The organism is Demequina subtropica (genome assembly GCF_000971235.1).
Taxonomy (GTDB): domain Bacteria; phylum Actinomycetota; class Actinomycetes; order Actinomycetales; family Demequinaceae; genus Demequina; species Demequina subtropica.
In genome coordinates this window covers 104,447-122,583 of sequence record NZ_BBMB01000003.1, presented here as the reverse complement: position 1 = coordinate 122,583, position 18,137 = coordinate 104,447, and the positions used below count along the sequence as shown (strand labels likewise).

Genomic DNA, 18,137 nt, shown 5'->3' with positions numbered 1-18,137 from the left:
GCCCCGCGCCGCCCGCCCCGCCCACCCCGCCGTAGCGGGACATGAGTGCTGGATCTGGCCCGGATCCGGCCTTCATGTCCCGCTGGGGCGCGCGAGCCGACTTGCCACCACAGCGAGCACACGTTCACGGCACCAGGCGGGTCTGTCGACGATGTCCCGCCATCCGAAGCGCAGCACCACCCAGCCCGCCGCGGTCAGGTCGGTCTGACGCTCGCGATCCGCATCACGCGCCTCGCGCGTCGAGTGGTAGCGGTCGCCGTCGAGCTCGACGATCACGCGTGCCGCCCTGTGCAGCATGTCCACCGTGGCATGGCGCGTCGGCAGGCGTAGCCCGACCTGGCGCTCGAAGCCGCTGAAGCGTCGACCGGCGAAGGCCTCGTGACGTGCCCGTACCTCGAGCGGTGTGGTGGCGCCGTCCTCGAACCATCCGAGAACCCGCTGGAGCCGGTGCCGCTCAGGAATCCGCGCGGCACCCTCCTCGGCACGGGCGAGCTGCTGCCAGGTGCAGACGCGTGCCCACAGCGACTCCCACAGGATGTCGAGGCGCTGCGGCGGCGATGCGAGGCGCCATGCATCGAGCAGAGCGAGCTCGGGCACCACGCATGAGACCCCGGCAGGTGCGCTCGACACACGGAGGCGCTCACCCTGGAGGCACCGCACCCACGGTGGGGTGCGGGGGCGGAAGCCGTTCTGCACGCGGATGTGCGCGACCGTCGTGGCTGTCAACGGGACGCCATAGAGGTGGAGCGCGAGCGGCCCGGTCACCAAGCCGGCGGGGTGCCAGAGGTTGAGGGCCTCGCCGAGGACGGTCGGCGACCCTGTGTGTGCCCGGGCGCAGTAGACGCCGGGCAGGATGCGGCGGGCGTCGCCTGAGCGGACGGCGTTCTCGAGCGCCGCTCTCGACCACCGCGCGCGCAGGTCGGCGCGGGTGAACGCGTGCGCGTTGGCGGAGAGGAACTCGGGGAGCGGACGGTCGAGCGCGACGAGGCCGGGGAGGAGACGCATGACTCGCATTCGACGCCCCGTGGAGCGCCGGCGGAACCCGGTGTGGAGAAGTCGAGCGTCCTGGCGGGACATGGGTGCAGGATCTGGCTCGGATCCGACCCTCATGTCCCGCTGGCGTAGGTTGACCGCATGGACCAGGTGATCCTCATGTGCGGGATGGCTGGCTCCGGCAAGTCCACCTACGCGAGAGGGCTCGAGGCCCGGGGCTACGAGGTGCTGTCCTTCGATCGCATCGCGTGGGAGCTCGGGTTCCGCGACCATCCGCTCGCGGACGATGCCCGCGCGGAGGTGCACGCGTGCCTCCGGAAGTCGCTGCTGGCCGTCGTCGCACGGGGCGAGCTCGCCGTGGTGGACTCGTCGTTCAGGTCGCGCACGCAGCGCGACGCCTACCGCGAGCTGCTCGCCGAGCACGGCATCGTCCCCGCAGTGCACTACCTGGACACCCCGCGCGAGACGATCCTCGCGAGGCTCGCCGCGCGCGGGAACCGCTCCGCCGACGACATCGCCGTGCCGGCCGCGACGGCGGCCGCCTACCTCGAGGGCTTCGAGGTGCCGACGGAGGAGGAGGGGCCGTTGCGCATCGTCATGTCGTCCTAGCGGGACATGAATGCAGGTTCTGGCTCGGATCCGACCCTCATGTCCCGCGAGCGCGGGGTGGAGCTCGGCGCGGGGCGCGGGGTGGGCGCGGGGTGGGCGCGGGGTGGAGCTCGGCGCGGGGCGCGGGGCGGGCGCGCGGCGCAGCGGCGGATTCGCCCCGGCTTGACACGCATGGCAGAATTGTTCGTTGGCCCCGCCTGCGGACGGGGTCCCAGGTTGCCGGTTCACCTGCGCGAGACACGTGCGGGACCCGGTGGCGAACTAAGGGAGATCATGAAGAAGGACATCCACCCCGAGTACGTGACCACCACTGTCACGTGCACCTGCGGTTCCACGTTCGAGACCAAGTCCACCGTGAAGTCCGGCGCGATCAGCGTCGAGGTCTGCTCGGCCTGCCACCCGTTCTACACGGGCAAGCAGAAGATCATGGACACCGGTGGCCGCGTGGCGCGCTTCGAGCGCCGCTACGGCAACAAGAAGTAACCCGCTTCACCCGCGCGACGACGTGGCCGAAGCCTTCGCAGCCGTCCAGCCGATGCTGGACGAGTACGCCGACATCGAGCAGCAGCTCGCCGACCCCGCGGTTCACGCGGACGGCGGACGGGCGCGCACGCTCGGGCGTCGCTTCGCGGAGCTCGGCCGCGTCGTCGCCGCGCATCGTGCCTGGAAGAGCGCCCAGGACGATCTCGAGGCCGCCCAGGAGCTGGCGGAGCTCGACCCCGAGATGGCCGAGGAGATCCCGGCCCTCGCAGCCGCCGTCGAGGATGCCACGGAGCACCTCCGGCGCATCCTCATCCCGCGCGATCCGGACGATGCGCGCGACGTGATCCTCGAGATCAAGTCGGGTGAGGGCGGCGAGGAGTCCGCGCTGTTCGCGGGCGACCTGCTGAAGATGTACCTCAAGTTCGCGGAGACCAAGGGCTGGAAGGCCGAGGTCCTCGAGGCCGTGCACACCGACATGGGCGGGTACAAGGACGTGTCCGTCGCGGTGAAGGCGCGCGGCTCCGTCGAGCCCGAGGACGGCGTGTGGGCCCAGCTCAAGTACGAGGGCGGCGTGCACCGCGTGCAGCGCGTGCCCGCGACCGAGTCGCAGGGCCGCATCCACACCTCGGCGGCGGGCGTGCTCGTCTACCCGGAGGTCGAGGAGGTCTCCGAGGTCGAGATCGACATGAACGAGGTGCGCGTCGACGTGTACCGCTCGTCGGGCCCTGGCGGCCAGTCGGTCAACACCACCGACTCGGCGGTGCGCCTCACGCACCTGCCCACGGGCATCGTCGTGAGCTGCCAGAACGAGAAGTCGCAGCTGCAGAACAAGGAGTCCGCGCTGCGCATCCTGCGCGCCCGCCTCCTCGCGGCGCAGAAGGAGGCCGCCGAGGCCGAGGCCCAGGACATGCGCAAGTCGCAGATCCGCACGGTCGACCGCTCGGAGCGCATCCGCACCTACAACTTTCCCGAGAACCGCATCGCGGACCACCGCACGGGGTACAAGGCGTACAACCTCGACCAGGTGCTCGCGGGCGACCTCCAGCCCGTCATCCAGTCCGCGATCGACGCCGACGAGGCCGCCCGGCTCTCCGCGGCCGAGTAGGCGCTAGGCTCCGAACGTGCCCACCGTAGGCGCGCGCCTGCGCGACACCACCCGACGCCTCGCCGAGGCAGGCGTCCCCTCGCCCCGCCACGACGCGATCGTGCTCATCGCGCACACGCTGGGCCTCGAGCCCAGCTACATCCGCACGGCCGCCGCCCGCGATGACGAATGGCCCGACGGCGCCGATCTTGACCTCCTCGAGGCCCGCGTCACGCGTCGCGTCGACCGCGAGCCGCTCCAGCACATCACGGGCAAGGCGTACTTCCGCTCGCTCGAGCTCCAGGTGGGCCCCGGGGTGTTCATCCCGCGCCCCGAGACCGAGGTGGTGGCCGGCGTCGCGATCGCCGCGGCGCGCGAGGCCCTCGAGATGCGCGGCACGGTCCGCGTGACCGACCTCTGCGCCGGCTCCGGCGCCATCGGCATCTCGATCGCCACGGAGATCCCGGAGGCGCAGGTCGCCATGGTCGAGGCGAGCGAGGAGGCCCTGGTCTACCTGCGTCTCAACGCGCGCGCCCAGCCCGCGGACGTCCGCTCGCGCCTGCGCTCCGTCTACGGCGACGCGCGCAACTGCCTGCGCCAGTTCGACGAGTGCGCCGATGTGGTGGTCACCAACCCGCCGTACGTCCCGACCGCGGCCGTCCCGCGCGACCCCGAGGTCGCGCTGCACGACCCGCCGCAGGCCCTGTACGGCCTGGGGGACGACGGCCTGGCCGTCCCGCGCGCCATCCTCGACGAGGCGCAGCGACTGCTGCGCGTGGGCGGCGTGCTCGTGATGGAGCACGGCGACGAGCAGGGCCCCGCGCTGCGCGCCTACGCCGAGTCCTCCGAGTGGTGGGGCGACGTCCGCACGCTCACGGATCTCACGGGACGCGACCGCATGCTCGTCGCGACGCGCGTGGGTGTCTGAGAGACTGACCGCGTGATCCTGCCCGTCCACGACCCCAACGCCTGGGGGCCGTCGCTCGACGCCGCCGTCGACGCGGTCAACCGCCAAGCGGTCATCGTCCTGCCCACCGACACCGTCTACGGAGTGGGGGCGGACGCCTTCAGCCCCACCGCGGTCACGGCGCTGCTCGCGGCCAAGGGCCGCGGCCGCCAGATGCCGCCGCCGGTGCTCATCCCCGACGTCCGCACGGTCGACGGCCTCGCGCGTGAGGTGCCCGAGCCCGCCCGCGCGCTCATGGAGGCCTGCTGGCCCGGCGCCTTGACCGTGATCGTCCGCTCGCAGCCCTCGCTCGCGTGGGACCTCGGCGAGACGCGCGGCACCGTCGCGCTCCGCGTGCCCGACCACCCGGCGGCGCTCGCGCTGCTGTCGCGCACCGGCCCGCTCGCGGTGACCAGCGCCAACCGGACCGGCGAGCCCGCCGCGACCACGGCGGCCGAGGCGGAGGCCCAGCTGGGCGAGTCCGTCGCCGTCTACCTCGACGCGGGCGACAGCCCGCTCGGCGTCGCCTCCACCATCGTCGACGCGACGGGCGACCGTCTGCGCATCGTCCGTCAGGGCGGGATCTCCCGCGAGCGCATCGTCGAGATCGTGGGGGAGGACGCCGTCGCAGGTGACGCCGGGTGAAGGTCTACCTCACCCTCATGGCGATCGCGGCGCTGGTCGCGTACGTCGCGACCCCCGCGGCCCGTCACCTCGCCTTCCGCGTCGGCGCCATCACCGCCGTGCGCGCGCGCGACGTCCACACGGCCCCCATCCCGCGGCTCGGCGGCCTCGCGATCTTCCTCGGCCTCGCCACGGCCGGCGTGGTCGCGTCGGCCATCCCGTTCCTCATGCCCGTGTTCGACGCGGGACGCGAGGCCTGGGCCGTGCTCGGGGGCGCCGCGATCGTGTGCGCGCTCGGCATGGTGGACGACATCTTCGACCTCGACTGGATGGCCAAGCTCGCGGGGCAGTTCCTCGCGGGCGTGGTCGTGGCCTCGGGCGGCGTCCAGCTGGTGACGGTGCCCATCGCGGGCGTCACCATCGGCAGCTCGTACGTCTCGCTCATCGCCACGGTGTTCGTGGTGGTGATCGCCATGAACGCCGTCAACTTCGTCGACGGGCTCGACGGCCTCGCGGCCGGCATGATCGCGATCGGCGGCACTGCCTTCTTCGCGTACACGTACCTGCTCGCACGCTCCGCGTCGCCGGGGGACTACTCGTCGCTCGCGGCCATCGTGGTCGCGCTGCTTGTGGGCGCATGCCTGGGCTTCCTGCCGCACAACGTGCATCCCGCGCGCATCTTCATGGGCGACTCGGGGTCGATGGTGCTGGGCCTCATGCTCGCGGCCGCCGCGATCATCGTGACGGGCCAGATCGACCCCGCCGTGATCTCGGAGCGCGAGCGCATCCCGGCCTTCATCCCGATCCTCCTGCCGATCATGGTGCTCGCGGTCCCGCTGGTGGACATGACGGCGGCCGTGGTGAGGCGCACGCTGCGGGGCGACTCGCCGTTCTCGCCCGACAAGCACCACCTTCACCACCTGCTCCTGCGTCGCGGGCACTCGCACCGCTGGGCGGTCACCGTGCTGTACCTCTGGACCGCGGTGCTGTCCTTCGGCACGGTGTCCGTGGTCTTCCTCCCGCCGGCCGGCGCGATCGCGTTCACGGCGGTCGGCGTGCTCGGCGCCGCGGTGGTGACCATGTCGCCGCGGCTCGCGCGCTTCTTCTCGCGCCAGTGGCGCCGCCTCGGCCACGCCATCTTCGCGCTCCAGCGCGTCACGCCCGAGGGCCGCAAGCGGCACGATGCGCACCTCGCCGCCCGCACAGCCGCCGCGCAGCAGACGTCCCAGGCGGCCGCGACCCCCGCATCGTCCACCCTGACCGAGGAGAAGCCATGACCGCAGAGGCCAGGATGTACCGCCGTGCGATCGCGCTGATCGCGATCGTGCTCGCCGTGATCGCCGTCGTCGGTGCGGTGATCGCGTGGGTGGTCGCGGGTCCCGCGGCGGCCGGCGCCGCGCTGATCGGAGCCGGGGTGGCCGCGCTCGGCGCGATCCCCACGCCCGTCGCGATGCTGGTCGGGCATCGCAAGCCGCCGCACGTCATGGCAGGCATCGTGGCGTTCTCGTGGCTCGGCAAGATGTTCGTCATCATCGTCGCGCTGCTGCTGCTGAAGAACGTCGAATCGTTCCACAAGGCGGCGTTCGCGGCCACCGCGGTGACGGGCATCGTGGCGTCGCTCGTGGTCGATGTGACGACGATGCGCAAAGCGCGTATTCCGTACGTCCAGCCGGGTCCTTAGTCCCGGCTTCGATGCGTTAGGCTAGCGCGCAGTCAACGGCGTCGGACGATGGTCCGCGCCCAAGAAGCCATCGCACAGGAGACTTCGTGGGGAACCTATTGGCAGCGGTCGTCAGCGCTGAGGCTGCCGACTCGGGAGAGTCGAAGAGCTACATCGAACGGATGTTCAGCTCCGACGGCTTCCACGCTCCGTCGATCACCGACTTCTTCCCGCCCGCCCTCTTCGGCGACGGAACGATCTTCGAGTTCAACCGCATCATGATGGTGCGCCTCATCGCGGCGATCGCCCTGATCGTGGTCTTCGCGATCGTGGCGCAGCGCGCGAAGGTGGTCCCCGGCCGCTTCCAGGCCTCGATCGAGTTCCTGCTCGACTTCGTCAAGAACCAGATCGTCGAGCCCGTCATGGGTCACGAGGGCAAGCGCTTCCTGCCGATCCTCACCACGATCTTCCTCGCGATCGTGTTCTTCAACATCACGGGCGTGATCCCGTTCCTCAACATCGCGAGCACGTCGCTGATCGGCCTGCCGATCATCATGGCGCTCTGGGTCTACGTGCTGTACCTCGCGCACGGCGTCAAGAAGCACGGCCTGGGCGGGTACCTCAAGAACTCGCTGTTCCCCCCGGGCGTGCCCAAGGCGATCTACCTGCTGCTCACGCCGATCGAGTTCCTGCAGGTGTTCATCCTGCGGCCGGCCACCCTGGCGCTGCGACTCGCGGCGAACATGATCGCGGGCCACCTGCTGCTGGTGCTGTGCTTCTCCGCCACCCAGTACTTCTTCTTCGCCGCTTCGGGGGCGATGAAGGCGACGGGCGCGGTGACCTTCGCCGCGGGCTTCGCCTTCACCCTGTTCGAGGTCTTCGTGGCCCTGCTTCAGGCGTACGTCTTCACCATGCTCGCGGCCGTGTACCTGAACATGGCGCTCGAGGAAGAGCACTAAACCCAAGCCTGCGCGGCCAGAAGCCCTGGCCTCGTCACAACGGAAGGAAACACAAGTGGACGTCACCACGCTTGCCGCTGTCGAGGGCAACCTCGCGACCATCGGTTACGGCCTCGCCGCGATCGGCCCCGGCATCGGTCTGGGCATCCTGATCGGCAAGACCATCGAGGGCATGGCCCGCCAGCCTGAGGTCTCCGGCCAGCTCCGTGCCACGATGTTCATCGGTGTCGCGTTCGTCGAGGTGCTCGCGCTGCTCGGCCTGGTCACCGGCTTCATCTTCTGATGATGCTCGCCCAGACTCTGCTTCTCGCGGAGGAGGCGCACACCTCGGAGGTGGAGGGCGCGGACCTGATCCTGCCCGCGCCTTACGACCTGCTGTGGTCGATCGTGATCTTCGCGATCATCGCGGTGGTCTTCACCAAGGTGATCCTCCCGAAGCTGCAGGCCGTGCTCGACGAGCGCGCCGAGCTCATCCAGGGCGGCATCGAGAAGGCGGAGAAGGCTCAGGCCGAGGCCGCCGCCGCTCTCGAGGAGTACACGGCTCAGCTCACCGAGGCTCGTGCCGAGGCCGCTCGCATCCGTGAGGACGCGCGCGTCGAGGCCTCGCAGATCCTCGCCGAGGCGCGTCGTCGTGCCGGTACGGACGCGGAGCGCATCGTCGAGACGGCCCAGCGCCAGATCGACGCCGAGCGTCACCAGGCCGTCATCTCGCTGCGTACCGAGGTCGGCTCGCTCGCGACCGAGCTCGCGTCGCGCATCGTGGGCGAGTCGCTCGCCGACGACGCCCGTCAGCAGCGCGTGATCGACAGCTTCCTCGACGACCTCGAGTCGACGGTCAAGGCGGAGGGCTAAGCGCATGCGTGGAACGAGCCAGGCGTCGCGGGACGCGGTGCTCCAGCAGCTCGCCCCCGTGATGGCGGCGAACCGCAAGGACGGCATCGTCATCGCGGAGCAGCTGTTCGCGGCGGTGGACGCGCTCGACGGGTCGGGCTCGCTCCGGCGTGCGCTCACGGACCCCGCTCGCTCGTCCGAGTCGAAGGGCGAGCTGGTCCGCCAGCTGTTCGCCTCGTTCGACCCTCGCGTGGTGGACGCCCTCGCGGCGTTCGCCGGCGCGCGGTGGTCCGACGAGGACGACCTCGCCGACGCGATCGACGATGCGGGGGAGCGTGCGATCTTCGCGTACGCCCTCGAGGCGGGCACCCTCGACGACGTCGAGGAGCAGCTGTTCCGCGTCGAGCGGGCGGTCTCGGGCGACCGCGACCTGCTCACGGCGCTGGGCAACCGCTCCGCGACCAAGGAGGCGCGTCTCGCGCTGCTCGAGGGCGTGCTCGGCGGCAAGCTGCTGCCGACCACGGACGCCCTGCTGCGTCGTGTGGTGGGCGTGCCCCGTGGGCACCGCCTGCTCCCGGCGCTCGAGCGGCTCCTCGAGGACGCAGCCGAGCACCGCGAGAAGGTCCTCGCCCACGTCACGGCGGCGGTCGAGCTGAGCGCGGCACAGCGCACGCGGCTCGTGTCCCTGCTGACGCAGGCGTACGGCCGCGAGGTCACGATCAACGTCGCCGTGGACCCCGAGGTCCTGGGCGGCATCCGAGTTCAGGTCGGGCATGAGGTCGTGGACGGCACCGTCCTGTCCCGGCTCGACGAAGCACGACGACGACTTGTCGGTTAAGCCCGACGCACCACCGGCCGCCACGGCGGTACTGACAGGAGAGATGGCATGGCAGAGTTGACGATCAGCCCCGACGAGATCCGGGCTGCACTCGACAGCTACGTGAAGTCCTACGAGCCCAAGGGCGCCGTGGTTGACGAGGTGGGTCGCGTGACGCTTGCGGCCGACGGCATCGCGCAGGTCGAGGGACTCCCGGGCTGCATGGCCAACGAGCTGCTGCGCTTCGAGGACGGCACGCTCGGCCTCGCGCTGAACCTCGACGTCCGCGAGATCGGCGTCGTGGTGCTCGGCGAGTTCACCGGCATCGAGGAGGGCCAGACGGTGCAGCGCACCGGCGAGGTGCTCTCGGTCGCCGTCGGTGACGGCTACCTGGGCCGCGTGGTCGACCCGCTCGGCAACCCGATCGACGGCCTCGGCGACATCGAGACCGAGGCGCGTCGTGCGCTCGAGCTCCAGGCGCCCGGCGTCATGGCGCGCAAGTCGGTCCACGAGCCCCTCCAGACGGGCCTCAAGGCCATCGACGCGATGATCCCGATCGGCCGCGGCCAGCGCCAGCTGATCATCGGCGACCGCCAAACCGGCAAGACCGCGATCGCGATCGACACGATCATCAACCAGAAGGCCAACTGGGACAGCGGCGACCCGTCGAAGCAGGTCCGCTGCATCTACGTCGCCATCGGTCAGAAGGGCTCGACCATCGCCTCGGTGCGTGGCGCCCTCGAGGAGGCCGGCGCGCTCGAGTACACGACCATCGTCGCGGCCCCCGCGTCCGACCCGGCCGGCTTCAAGTACCTCGCGCCCTACACCGGCTCGGCCATCGGCCAGCACTGGATGTACGACGGCAAGCACGTCCTCATCATCTTCGACGACCTGTCGAAGCAGGCCGAGGCCTACCGCGCCGTGTCCCTGCTCCTGCGCCGCCCGCCGGGCCGCGAGGCGTACCCCGGCGACGTGTTCTACCTGCACAGCCGTCTGCTCGAGCGTTGCGCGAAGCTGTCGGACGAGATGGGCGCGGGCTCGATGACGGGTCTCCCGGTCATCGAGACCAAGGCCAACGACGTCTCGGCGTACATCCCGACCAACGTCATCTCGATCACCGACGGCCAGATCTTCCTCCAGTCGGACCTGTTCAACGCGAACCAGCGCCCCGCCGTCGACGTCGGTATCTCCGTGTCGCGCGTCGGTGGCTCCGCGCAGGTCAAGGCCATGAAGAAGGTCTCCGGAACGCTCAAGCTCGAGCTCGCGCAGTACCGCTCGCTCGAGGCGTTCGCGATGTTCGCGTCCGACCTCGACGCGGCCTCGCGCCAGCAGCTGACCCGCGGCGCCCGCCTCATGGAGCTGCTCAAGCAGCCCCAGTACTCGCCGTTCCCGGTCGAGGAGCAGGTCGTGTCCGTGTGGGCCGGCACCAAGGGCAAGCTCGACAAGATCGCCGTGGGCGACGTGCTGCGCTTCGAGCGCGAGCTGCTCGACCACCTGCGTCGCAACACCTCGATCCTGTCCGACATCGCGACCACCGGTCAGCTGTCCGACGACAACGAGGCGGCGCTCCACACGCACGTCGACGACTTCGTCTCGACCTTCCTCGAGGGTGAGAGTGTGGCGCTGACCACGGACTCGACCGTCGACGACGGTGAGGGCGTCTCCGTCGAGCAGGAGCGCATCGTCGCGGAGAAGAAGTAACCGATGGCCGGACAGCAGCGCGTCTATCGGCAGAAGATCAGGGCGACCAGCTCGCTCAAGAAGATCTTCCGCGCGATGGAGCTCATCGCGGCCTCGCGTATCGGGAAGGCCAGGCTCCGTGTGGAGCAGGCCACCCCGTACACGCGGGCCATCACGCGCGCGATCAGCGCGGTGGCGGCGCACTCGAGCGTCGACCACCCGCTGACGACCGTGCGGACGGACACCGGTCGCGTGGCCGTGCTGGTCATCAGCGCGGACCGCGGCATGGCGGGCGCGTACTCCGCGAACGTCATCCGTGAGGCCGAGCGCCTGCGCGGTCGCCTCCAGGCGGACGGCAAGGAGGTCGTGCAGTTCGCGGCCGGACGTCGCGCGGTGTCGTACTACTCGTTCCGCCGACGCGAGCTCGCGGGCCAGTGGACCGGGGCCTCGGACGCCCCGGACCGCGAGACCGCCCGCGAGATGGCCAAGGCGCTGTTCGAGCGTTTCCAGGCGTCCAAGGAGGACGGCGGCGTCGACGAGATCTACATCGTCGGCACCCGGTTCGTCTCGATGGTGACGCAGCAGGCGATGGTCCTGCGTCTCCTGCCCCTCGAGATCGTCGAGGGCGTGGAGGAGACGGAGGAGGGCGAGATCGAGCCGTTGTACGACTTCGAGCCGTCGCCCGAGCTGGTGCTCGACGCGCTGCTGCCGCGCTACATCGAGTCGCGCATCTTCGCGAGCCTGCTCCACTGCGCGGCCTCCGAGCTCGCGAGCCGCCAGCGTGCGATGAACACCGCCACCTCGAACGCCGAGGACATCATCCGCAACTACACCCGACTCGCCAACCAGGCGCGTCAGGCCGAGATCACCCAGGAAATCAGCGAGATCGTCTCGGGCGCCGATGCGCTCGCGGCCTCGTGACAAGAAGCGAGAGATCATGACCACCACCGCAGAGACCACCCCGGCCAACGCCGCGGACGCGCCCGTCGTCGGTCGCGTCTCGCGAGTCGTCGGCCCGGTCGTCGACATCGAGTTCCCGGCCGACGCGATCCCCGACATCTACAACGCGCTCACGGTCGACATCGACCTGTCCTCGCAGGGCGAGGACGAGGGCGTGCTCCACATGACCCTCGAGGTCGCGCAGCACCTGGGCGACAACCTGGTGCGCGCCATCGCGCTGAAGCCCACGGACGGCCTCGTCCGCGGCGCTCAGGTGCTCGACACGGGGAAGCCGATCTCGGTTCCCGTCGGCGACATCACCAAGGGCCACGTGTTCAACGTGACCGGCGAGGTGCTGAACGCCAAGGAGGGCGAGAAGATCGAGGTCACCGAGACGTGGCCCATCCACCGCAAGGCGCCCGCGTTCGACCAGCTCGAGTCGAAGACCCAGATGTTCGAGACCGGCATCAAGGTCATCGACCTCCTCACCCCGTACGTCCAGGGTGGAAAGATCGGCCTCTTCGGTGGTGCGGGCGTCGGCAAGACCGTCCTCATCCAGGAGATGATCTACCGCGTCGCCAACAACCACAACGGTGTGTCGGTGTTCGCCGGTGTCGGCGAGCGCACGCGTGAGGGCAACGACCTCATCGAGGAGATGACCGAGTCCGGCGTCATCAAGCAGACCGCCCTGGTCTTCGGCCAGATGGACGAGCCGCCGGGCACGCGTCTGCGCGTCGCCCTGTCGGCGCTGACCATGGCGGAGTACTTCCGCGACGTCCAGAAGCAGGACGTGCTGCTGTTCATCGACAACATCTTCCGCTTCACGCAGGCGGGCTCCGAGGTGTCGACGCTGCTCGGCCGCATGCCCTCCGCCGTGGGCTACCAGCCCAACCTCGCGGACGAGATGGGCCAGCTCCAGGAGCGCATCACCTCGACCCGTGGCCACTCGATCACCTCGCTGCAGGCGATCTACGTGCCCGCGGACGACTACACCGACCCGGCGCCGGCCACCACGTTCGCGCACCTCGACGCGACCACGGAGCTGTCGCGTGAGATCGCGTCGCGCGGTCTGTACCCGGCGGTGGACCCGCTGACGTCGACCTCGCGCATCCTCGACCCGCGCTACGTGGGCCGCGACCACTACGAGACCGCGAACGCCGTGAAGTCGATCCTCCAGCGCAACAAGGAGCTGCAGGACATCATCGCGATCCTCGGTGTGGACGAGCTCTCGGAGGAGGACAAGATCATCGTCGCGCGTGCGCGCAAGATCCAGCAGTTCCTCTCGCAGAACACCTACATGGCCACCCAGTTCACGGGTGTCGAGGGTTCGACCGTGCCGCTGTCCGAGACCGTCGAGGCCTTCTCTGGCCTGGTCAACGGCAAGTACGACCACATCTCGGAGCAGGCGTTCTTCAACATCGGTGGTCTCGAGGACCTCGACAAGAACTGGGCGCGCATCCAGAAGGAGATCGGCTGATCATGGCCGGTCCTCTCACCGTCGACGTCGTCGCCCCCGACCGGGTCCTCTGGTCGGGGACGGCGGAGCGGCTCGTCGCGCCCACCGTGGAGGGCGAGATCGGCCTCCTGACCGGGCACGAGCCGGTGCTGTCCGTCCTGCGGGCCGGCACCGTGCGCGTGCGCGGCGGGGCCGACGGCGACGCCGAGTTCCCGATCTCCTCGGGCTTCGTGTCCTTCGACCGTGACGTGGTCACGGTCGTGGTCGAGCCCGTGGCCCCCGCCGAGGCGAAGGCTCCGGCCGCTCACTGATGCGGGTGGTGATCGCGCGCTGCGCGGCCCGGTACACCGGGCGGCTCTCAGCGCATCTTCCGCTCGCGACCCGAGCCATCATGGTCAAGGCCGACGGCTCGGTCCTGCTCCATTCGGATGGCGGCTCCTACAAGCCGCTCAACTGGATGAGCCCGCCGTGCACTCTGCGGTCCTCCTCCGTCACGGAGGAGGCCGCGGAGCGCGGCGTCACCGAGGTCTGGGTGGTTCAGCACGACAAGACCGACGACCGCCTCGAGATCGAGCTCCACGAGGTCCTGTCCGACACCGAGCACGAGCTCGGGGTGGACCCGGGCCTCATCAAGGACGGCGTCGAGGCGCACCTCCAGGAGCTCCTCGCGGCCCAGATCACGCTGCTCGGCGACGGCCACACGCTGGTGCGCCGCGAGTACATGACCGCGATCGGCCCGGTCGACATCCTCGCGCGCGACTCCGCGGGCGCCTCCGTCGCGATCGAGATCAAGCGTCGCGGCGAGATCGACGGCGTCGAGCAGCTCACGCGCTACCTCGAGCTCATGAACCGCGACCCGCTCCTCGCGCCCGTGCAAGGCGTGTTCGCCGCGCAGGAGATCAAGCCCCAGGCCCGCGTGCTCGCGGAGGACCGCGGCATCCGCTGCATCCTCCTCGACTACGAGGCCATGAAGGGCGACGTGGACCTGAGCGACCGGCTCTTCTGAGCATGGAACCGATGCGTCTTGGCGGCGGCTCCGGTGACAGCCTGGCGCTCAGGATCGACCGCTATCAGTTCCCAGCGATCGAGCCCTCGGTCGAGGACGACTGGGACGCGAACTGGCTCATGATCACCGGCCGCGTGGGGTACGGCGACATGTCGTGGACATTCCGCGAGCCATGCCTCACCGCGGGGGAGGCGGTCGGGCTTGGGGCCTGGCTGCGCCGCGTCGCGAGCGCCGCGCAGGTCGGGCGGCTCGAGTTCACCGAGCCGCTGCTCGTGTTCTCGATCGTCGCTCAGGACGATGCCGGCGTCACCGTGCGCGTGGTGCTGGCGGCGGAGTCGGTGCCGGAGGCCGTGGCCGCTCCGTTCGAGGAGATCGCGCTGGACCTGTGGATGTCCCGTGCGGAGCTCTCTGCCGCGGCGGCCGCGTGGGAGGCTGGGGCCGCGGAGTTCCCGCCGCGGGGTTGACCCGCCGCGCGGCACGCCGGTGCCGCGTCCGCATCGTGCCCCGATCCGCGGCCTGCCGCGCTGAGTTCCGCGCGCGCCGTCCTCGGGTGCGAGCACACTTCCGGCGGGCGGCTGGGTCGAATCGTTTCGGCTAGGCTCGCGGGCATGACCTTCCCCCAGGACTTCCTCTTCGGCGCGGCCACGGCCGCCTACCAGATCGAGGGCGCGGCCACCGAGGGCGGTCGCGGACCGTCCATCTGGGACACGTTCTCGCACACGCCCGGCGCGGTGGTCGAGGGCGACACCGGTGACGTCGCGTGCGACCACTACCACCGGTGGGAGCGCGACATCGACATGATGGTCGACCTGGGCCTCCAGGCGTACCGCTTCTCCATCGCGTGGCCCCGTGTGCAGCCCACCGGCACGGGCGAGTTCAACCCCGAGGGCATCGCGTTCTACAAGGGCCTCGTGACGCGCCTGCGCGAGAAGGGCATCGTGCCCCTCGCCACGCTCTACCACTGGGACCTCCCGCAGCCTCTCGAGGACAAGGGCGGCTGGCTCAGCCGCGACACCGTCGACGCCTTCGTCGCCTACGCGACCCGCATGGCGGAGGAGCTGGGCGCCGACGTCGAGACGTGGGCCACCTTCAACGAGCCGTGGGTGAGCTCGTTCGTGGGCTACGGCTCCGGCGCGCACGCCCCCGGGCACGCGGACGATGTCGAGGGCCTTACCGCGGCGCACCACCTGCTGCTCTCGCATGCGCGCGCCTATCGTGCCATGAAGGCCGTGCGGCCCGCGCTGCGCATCGGCATCGTCAACAACTCGCACACGCCGCGCCCCTGGGATCCCTCGAACCCGCTCGACCTCGCGGCGAGCGCGCACATCGACGCGCTCGCCAACGGCATGTTCCACCAGCCGTTCGTCGACGGGACGTACCCGGCGATCCTGCGGCCCAACACGGCCCACCTCACCGACTGGTCGTTCGTGCACCCGGGCGACCTCGAGGAGATGCAGGGCGCCGTGGACTGGTTCGGCGTGAACTACTACGCCTCCCACGTGGTGCGCCACAACGCCCACAAGGCCAAGGCCGCGTCCGACGTCGCGACGCTCGCGGACGGTCACAAGGCCGGCGCGAACTCGCCCTGGCCGGGCGACGAGGAGATCGAGTTCATGACCTCGCCCGGGAAGATGACCGCGATGGGCTGGAACACCGACCCCGGCGCTCTCCACGCGCACCTCATGAAGATCCACCGGGAGACGGGGAAGCCGCTCTACGTCACCGAGAACGGCGGCGCGTGGGACGACGTCCTCGACGAGGACGGCCGCATCCGCGACACGGACCGCGTGAGCTACCTCCACGACCACATCGGGGCCGTGCGCACGGCGATCGAGGAGGGCGCCGACGTGCGGGGCTACATGGCGTGGAGCCTCATGGACAACTTCGAGTGGGCGCAGGGCTACGCCAAGCGCTTCGGCGTCGTCCGCGTGGACTACGCGACCCAGGAGCGCCGCTGGAAGGACGCGGCGTACTGGTACCGCGCGACGATCGCGCGACGCGAGCCGCTGCCGCTCGCGGAGCTCGACGCGGCGGTCGAGACGCCCGCGCGCACGTACTAGGACCCACGGGACGATGCGCCGGGCGGGGGAGCGGCGCATCGTCCGCCCGTAGACTGGACCGCATGCCTTCCGGTCGCCGCTCCTCCAAGCGCCCGTACGGTAGGCCCCACGAGGAGCTCGACGTCGATCGCGTGTGGGGCAACCGCGCGCGCATCGAGCGCGGCCCCCGGGGCGAGGACTTCTACGTCGCGATCCCGCGGCCCACCGACCGCACGTTCGTCTGCCCGGGCTGCCAGGGCGAGATCTCCGGCGAGGTGCAGCACGTGGTGGCCTGGCCGGTCGAGAGCATCATGGGCGCCGAGGCGGCCGCCGATGCGCGCCGGCACTGGCACACCGGATGCTGGCAGGGCTTCGGGCGCGCCCGCTGAGGCGCCGAGAGAGGACACGATGACCGAGGACACCGACAACCTGGTCGAGCTGCGCTCGATGACCGTGCTCCCCGCGGACCGCGAGGAGATCGTGCTGCGCACCGAGGACGGGCTCATGCTGGTGGGAGAGCTCGCGCTCCCTGCGCACGGCCCCGTCACGGGCACGCTCATCACGCTCCACCCCCTGCCTACGCACGGCGGATTCATGGACTCGCACGTGTACCGCAAGGCCGCGTGGCGGCTCCCCGCGCTCGCGGGGCTCGCGGTGCTGCGCTTCAACACGCGCGGGACGTCCTCGCCGCGGGGCACGAGCGAGGGCGAGTTCGGCGAGGGGATCACGGAAGCGGCCGATGTGCGCGCCGCCGTGGACTTCGCGGTGAGCCGCGGCCTCCCGAACCGGTGGCTCGTCGGCTGGAGCTTCGGCACGGAGCTCACGCTGATGCACGGCGCCGGCCTGGACGTCGAGGGGGCGATCCTGCTGTCCCCGCCCCTGCATCGTGCCACCGAGGACGACATGCGCCGCTGGGCCGCCACCGGCAAGCCGGTCACGGCGCTGGTCCCGGAGCATGACGACTTCCTTCAGCCCGACGAGGCGCGGGAGCGCTTCGCGCCGCTCACGCAGCTCGAGCTCGTGGCCGTGCCCGAGGCGAAGCACCTGTGGGTGGGGGAGCGGTATGTGAGGCTGGTCCACCAGGCGATCGTCGAGCGCGTGGTTCCCGACCGCGCGCCGCTGCCCGACACGGTGCCCGCGTCCATGGTGGAATGAGGTCAGGCCCGACCTCAAGGAGTCTCCCGTGAGCCTCGTACCCGACGGCACGCCCCTGGTCCTGCTCAACGCCTTCCCCGTCGACAGGTCCCAATGGGACCCGCTGCTGGAGGCGCTGCCCGAGCTCCCCGGCGACATCATCACGTTCGACGTGCCTGGCATCGGCGACATGCCGCTCCCGGACGAGGAGCCGTCGCTCGAGCTCATCGCCGATGCGGCGGTGCTCGCGATGCGCGAGGTCACGGGTCACGACACGGCGGTCTGGATCGGCTGCTCGATGGGCGGCTACATCGCCATGGCCGTCGCGGAGCGCCACGGCGGGGCCGTCGCGGGCATCGGCCTGCTCGGCACCAAGGCGGAGGCGGACACCGAGGAGGCCCGTGACGCCCGCCTCGCGCTCGCGGAGCAGGTCGACGGCGCGGCCGGCCACCCGGACCCGCGCGGCGCCGCCGAGGGCCTGGTGGGCACGCAGGGCGAGGCGCGCGAGGCGCTCGTGGAGAGGGTCGCGGCGAACATCGCGCGCCACGGCGGCGACGGCATCGCGTGGGGGCAACGGGCGATGGCCGCGCGCCCCGATCGTACCGAGGTGCTCGCGGCGCTCGACGTGCCCGCCTTCGTGGCGGTGGGGGAGCACGATGCGATCGCCGGGCAGCCCGCCGCGCGCGCCATGGCGGCCGCGCTGGGCGTCGAGCCGGTGGTGCTGGAGGGCGTCGGGCACCTGTGCGCCGTCGAGGCGCCGGAGCGCGTCGCGGCGCTCGTCGCGGACCTGATCGCGCGCGCCGAGACCGCATCCTGAGACGATCAGGCCCCCCGCGTTACCGATATGTGAAATTTGCGCCGAAGGTCTGGTGCGCTC

At 70.7% G+C, this 18,137-nt stretch carries 22 protein-coding genes; 21 read left to right on the top strand and 1 reads right to left on the bottom strand.

Annotation, left to right across the window (positions count from 1 at the left end; genetic code table 11):
* Positions 1-72: 72 nt before the first annotated feature.
* Positions 73-1,005, bottom strand: a complete 933-nt coding sequence (locus tag AOM06_RS03060) for a type IV toxin-antitoxin system AbiEi family antitoxin domain-containing protein (protein WP_062302574.1) — start codon at positions 1,003-1,005, stop codon at positions 73-75.
* Between the two features lie 129 nt (positions 1,006-1,134).
* On the opposite strand from AOM06_RS03060, the gene AOM06_RS03055 reads away from it, so the two are divergent.
* The 21 genes from AOM06_RS03055 (at position 1,135) to AOM06_RS02955 (ending at position 18,077) form a co-directional block, all read left to right on the top strand.
* Positions 1,135-1,602, top strand: coding sequence for a P-loop nucleotide/nucleoside kinase family protein (locus AOM06_RS03055; RefSeq protein ID WP_228372830.1), 468 nt, complete (start codon positions 1,135-1,137; stop codon positions 1,600-1,602).
* A 273-nt stretch (positions 1,603-1,875) separates the two neighbouring features.
* Positions 1,876-2,085 carry a 50S ribosomal protein L31 gene (gene rpmE, locus AOM06_RS03050; protein WP_062302570.1) on the top strand — a complete coding sequence of 70 codons (210 nt, stop codon included), beginning with the start codon at positions 1,876-1,878 and terminating at the stop codon, positions 2,083-2,085.
* A gap of 22 nt (positions 2,086-2,107) precedes the next feature.
* Positions 2,108-3,190 carry a peptide chain release factor 1 gene (prfA, locus tag AOM06_RS03045; RefSeq protein WP_062302567.1) on the top strand — a complete coding sequence of 361 codons (1,083 nt, stop codon included), beginning with the start codon at positions 2,108-2,110 and terminating at the stop codon, positions 3,188-3,190.
* 16 nt (positions 3,191-3,206) lie between these two features.
* Positions 3,207-4,097, top strand: coding sequence for a peptide chain release factor N(5)-glutamine methyltransferase (gene prmC, locus AOM06_RS03040; protein WP_062302565.1), 891 nt, complete (start codon positions 3,207-3,209; stop codon positions 4,095-4,097).
* 15 nt (positions 4,098-4,112) lie between these two features.
* Positions 4,113-4,760, top strand: a complete 648-nt coding sequence (locus tag AOM06_RS03035; protein ID WP_156163568.1) for an L-threonylcarbamoyladenylate synthase — start codon at positions 4,113-4,115, stop codon at positions 4,758-4,760.
* Positions 4,757-6,016: an MraY family glycosyltransferase gene (locus tag AOM06_RS03030; RefSeq protein WP_082105258.1), complete on the top strand. Its 1,260-nt coding sequence runs from the start codon at positions 4,757-4,759 to the stop codon at positions 6,014-6,016. The genes AOM06_RS03035 and AOM06_RS03030 overlap by 4 nt, the downstream gene beginning before the upstream one ends.
* On the top strand, positions 6,013-6,420 hold the full coding sequence (locus tag AOM06_RS03025) for a Cg1360 family ATP-synthase-associated protein (protein ID WP_062302558.1): 408 nt from the start codon (positions 6,013-6,015) through the stop codon (positions 6,418-6,420). Before AOM06_RS03030 ends, AOM06_RS03025 begins: the two co-directional genes overlap by 4 nt.
* 161 nt (positions 6,421-6,581) lie before the next feature.
* A complete protein-coding gene (gene atpB, locus AOM06_RS03020; protein WP_062302554.1) occupies positions 6,582-7,358 on the top strand; it encodes a F0F1 ATP synthase subunit A in 777 nt (258 codons plus the stop codon).
* Between the two features lie 55 nt (positions 7,359-7,413).
* Entirely contained in the window at positions 7,414-7,641 is a 228-nt protein-coding gene (gene atpE, locus AOM06_RS03015; protein WP_062302550.1) for an ATP synthase F0 subunit C, read from the top strand.
* Positions 7,642-7,643: 2 nt separating this feature from the next.
* Positions 7,644-8,210 carry a F0F1 ATP synthase subunit B gene (locus AOM06_RS03010; RefSeq protein WP_062302899.1) on the top strand — a complete coding sequence of 189 codons (567 nt, stop codon included), beginning with the start codon at positions 7,644-7,646 and terminating at the stop codon, positions 8,208-8,210.
* A 4-nt stretch (positions 8,211-8,214) separates the two neighbouring features.
* A complete protein-coding gene (locus AOM06_RS03005) occupies positions 8,215-9,027 on the top strand; it encodes a F0F1 ATP synthase subunit delta (protein WP_062302547.1) in 813 nt (270 codons plus the stop codon).
* A 48-nt stretch (positions 9,028-9,075) separates the two neighbouring features.
* The gene (gene atpA, locus AOM06_RS03000) at positions 9,076-10,707 is read left to right on the top strand and encodes a F0F1 ATP synthase subunit alpha (RefSeq protein WP_062302543.1); all 1,632 of its coding nucleotides are present in this window, start codon (positions 9,076-9,078) and stop codon (positions 10,705-10,707) included.
* A gap of 3 nt (positions 10,708-10,710) precedes the next feature.
* A complete protein-coding gene (locus AOM06_RS02995) occupies positions 10,711-11,607 on the top strand; it encodes a F0F1 ATP synthase subunit gamma (RefSeq protein WP_062302539.1) in 897 nt (298 codons plus the stop codon).
* Positions 11,608-11,623: 16 nt separating this feature from the next.
* Positions 11,624-13,102 carry a F0F1 ATP synthase subunit beta gene (atpD, locus tag AOM06_RS02990; protein WP_062302896.1) on the top strand — a complete coding sequence of 493 codons (1,479 nt, stop codon included), beginning with the start codon at positions 11,624-11,626 and terminating at the stop codon, positions 13,100-13,102.
* Between the two features lie 2 nt (positions 13,103-13,104).
* Positions 13,105-13,392 (top strand): F0F1 ATP synthase subunit epsilon, encoded by a 288-nt coding sequence (locus AOM06_RS02985; protein ID WP_062302536.1) that lies wholly within the window; start codon positions 13,105-13,107, stop codon positions 13,390-13,392.
* Positions 13,392-14,087 (top strand): endonuclease NucS, encoded by a 696-nt coding sequence (gene nucS / locus AOM06_RS02980; protein ID WP_062302533.1) that lies wholly within the window; start codon positions 13,392-13,394, stop codon positions 14,085-14,087. The genes AOM06_RS02985 and nucS overlap by 1 nt, the downstream gene beginning before the upstream one ends.
* An 11-nt stretch (positions 14,088-14,098) precedes the next feature.
* Positions 14,099-14,551, top strand: coding sequence for a WapI family immunity protein (locus tag AOM06_RS02975; RefSeq protein ID WP_062302529.1), 453 nt, complete (start codon positions 14,099-14,101; stop codon positions 14,549-14,551).
* A gap of 144 nt (positions 14,552-14,695) precedes the next feature.
* Positions 14,696-16,147, top strand: coding sequence for a GH1 family beta-glucosidase (locus AOM06_RS02970; protein WP_062302526.1), 1,452 nt, complete (start codon positions 14,696-14,698; stop codon positions 16,145-16,147).
* Between the two features lie 62 nt (positions 16,148-16,209).
* Entirely contained in the window at positions 16,210-16,515 is a 306-nt protein-coding gene (locus AOM06_RS02965; protein ID WP_062302523.1) for an Rv1322 family protein, read from the top strand.
* A gap of 19 nt (positions 16,516-16,534) precedes the next feature.
* Positions 16,535-17,281 (top strand): alpha/beta hydrolase, encoded by a 747-nt coding sequence (locus AOM06_RS02960; RefSeq protein WP_062302520.1) that lies wholly within the window; start codon positions 16,535-16,537, stop codon positions 17,279-17,281.
* 28 nt (positions 17,282-17,309) lie between these two features.
* Positions 17,310-18,077, top strand: a complete 768-nt coding sequence (locus AOM06_RS02955; protein WP_062302517.1) for an alpha/beta fold hydrolase — start codon at positions 17,310-17,312, stop codon at positions 18,075-18,077.
* Positions 18,078-18,137: the final 60 nt, after the last annotated feature.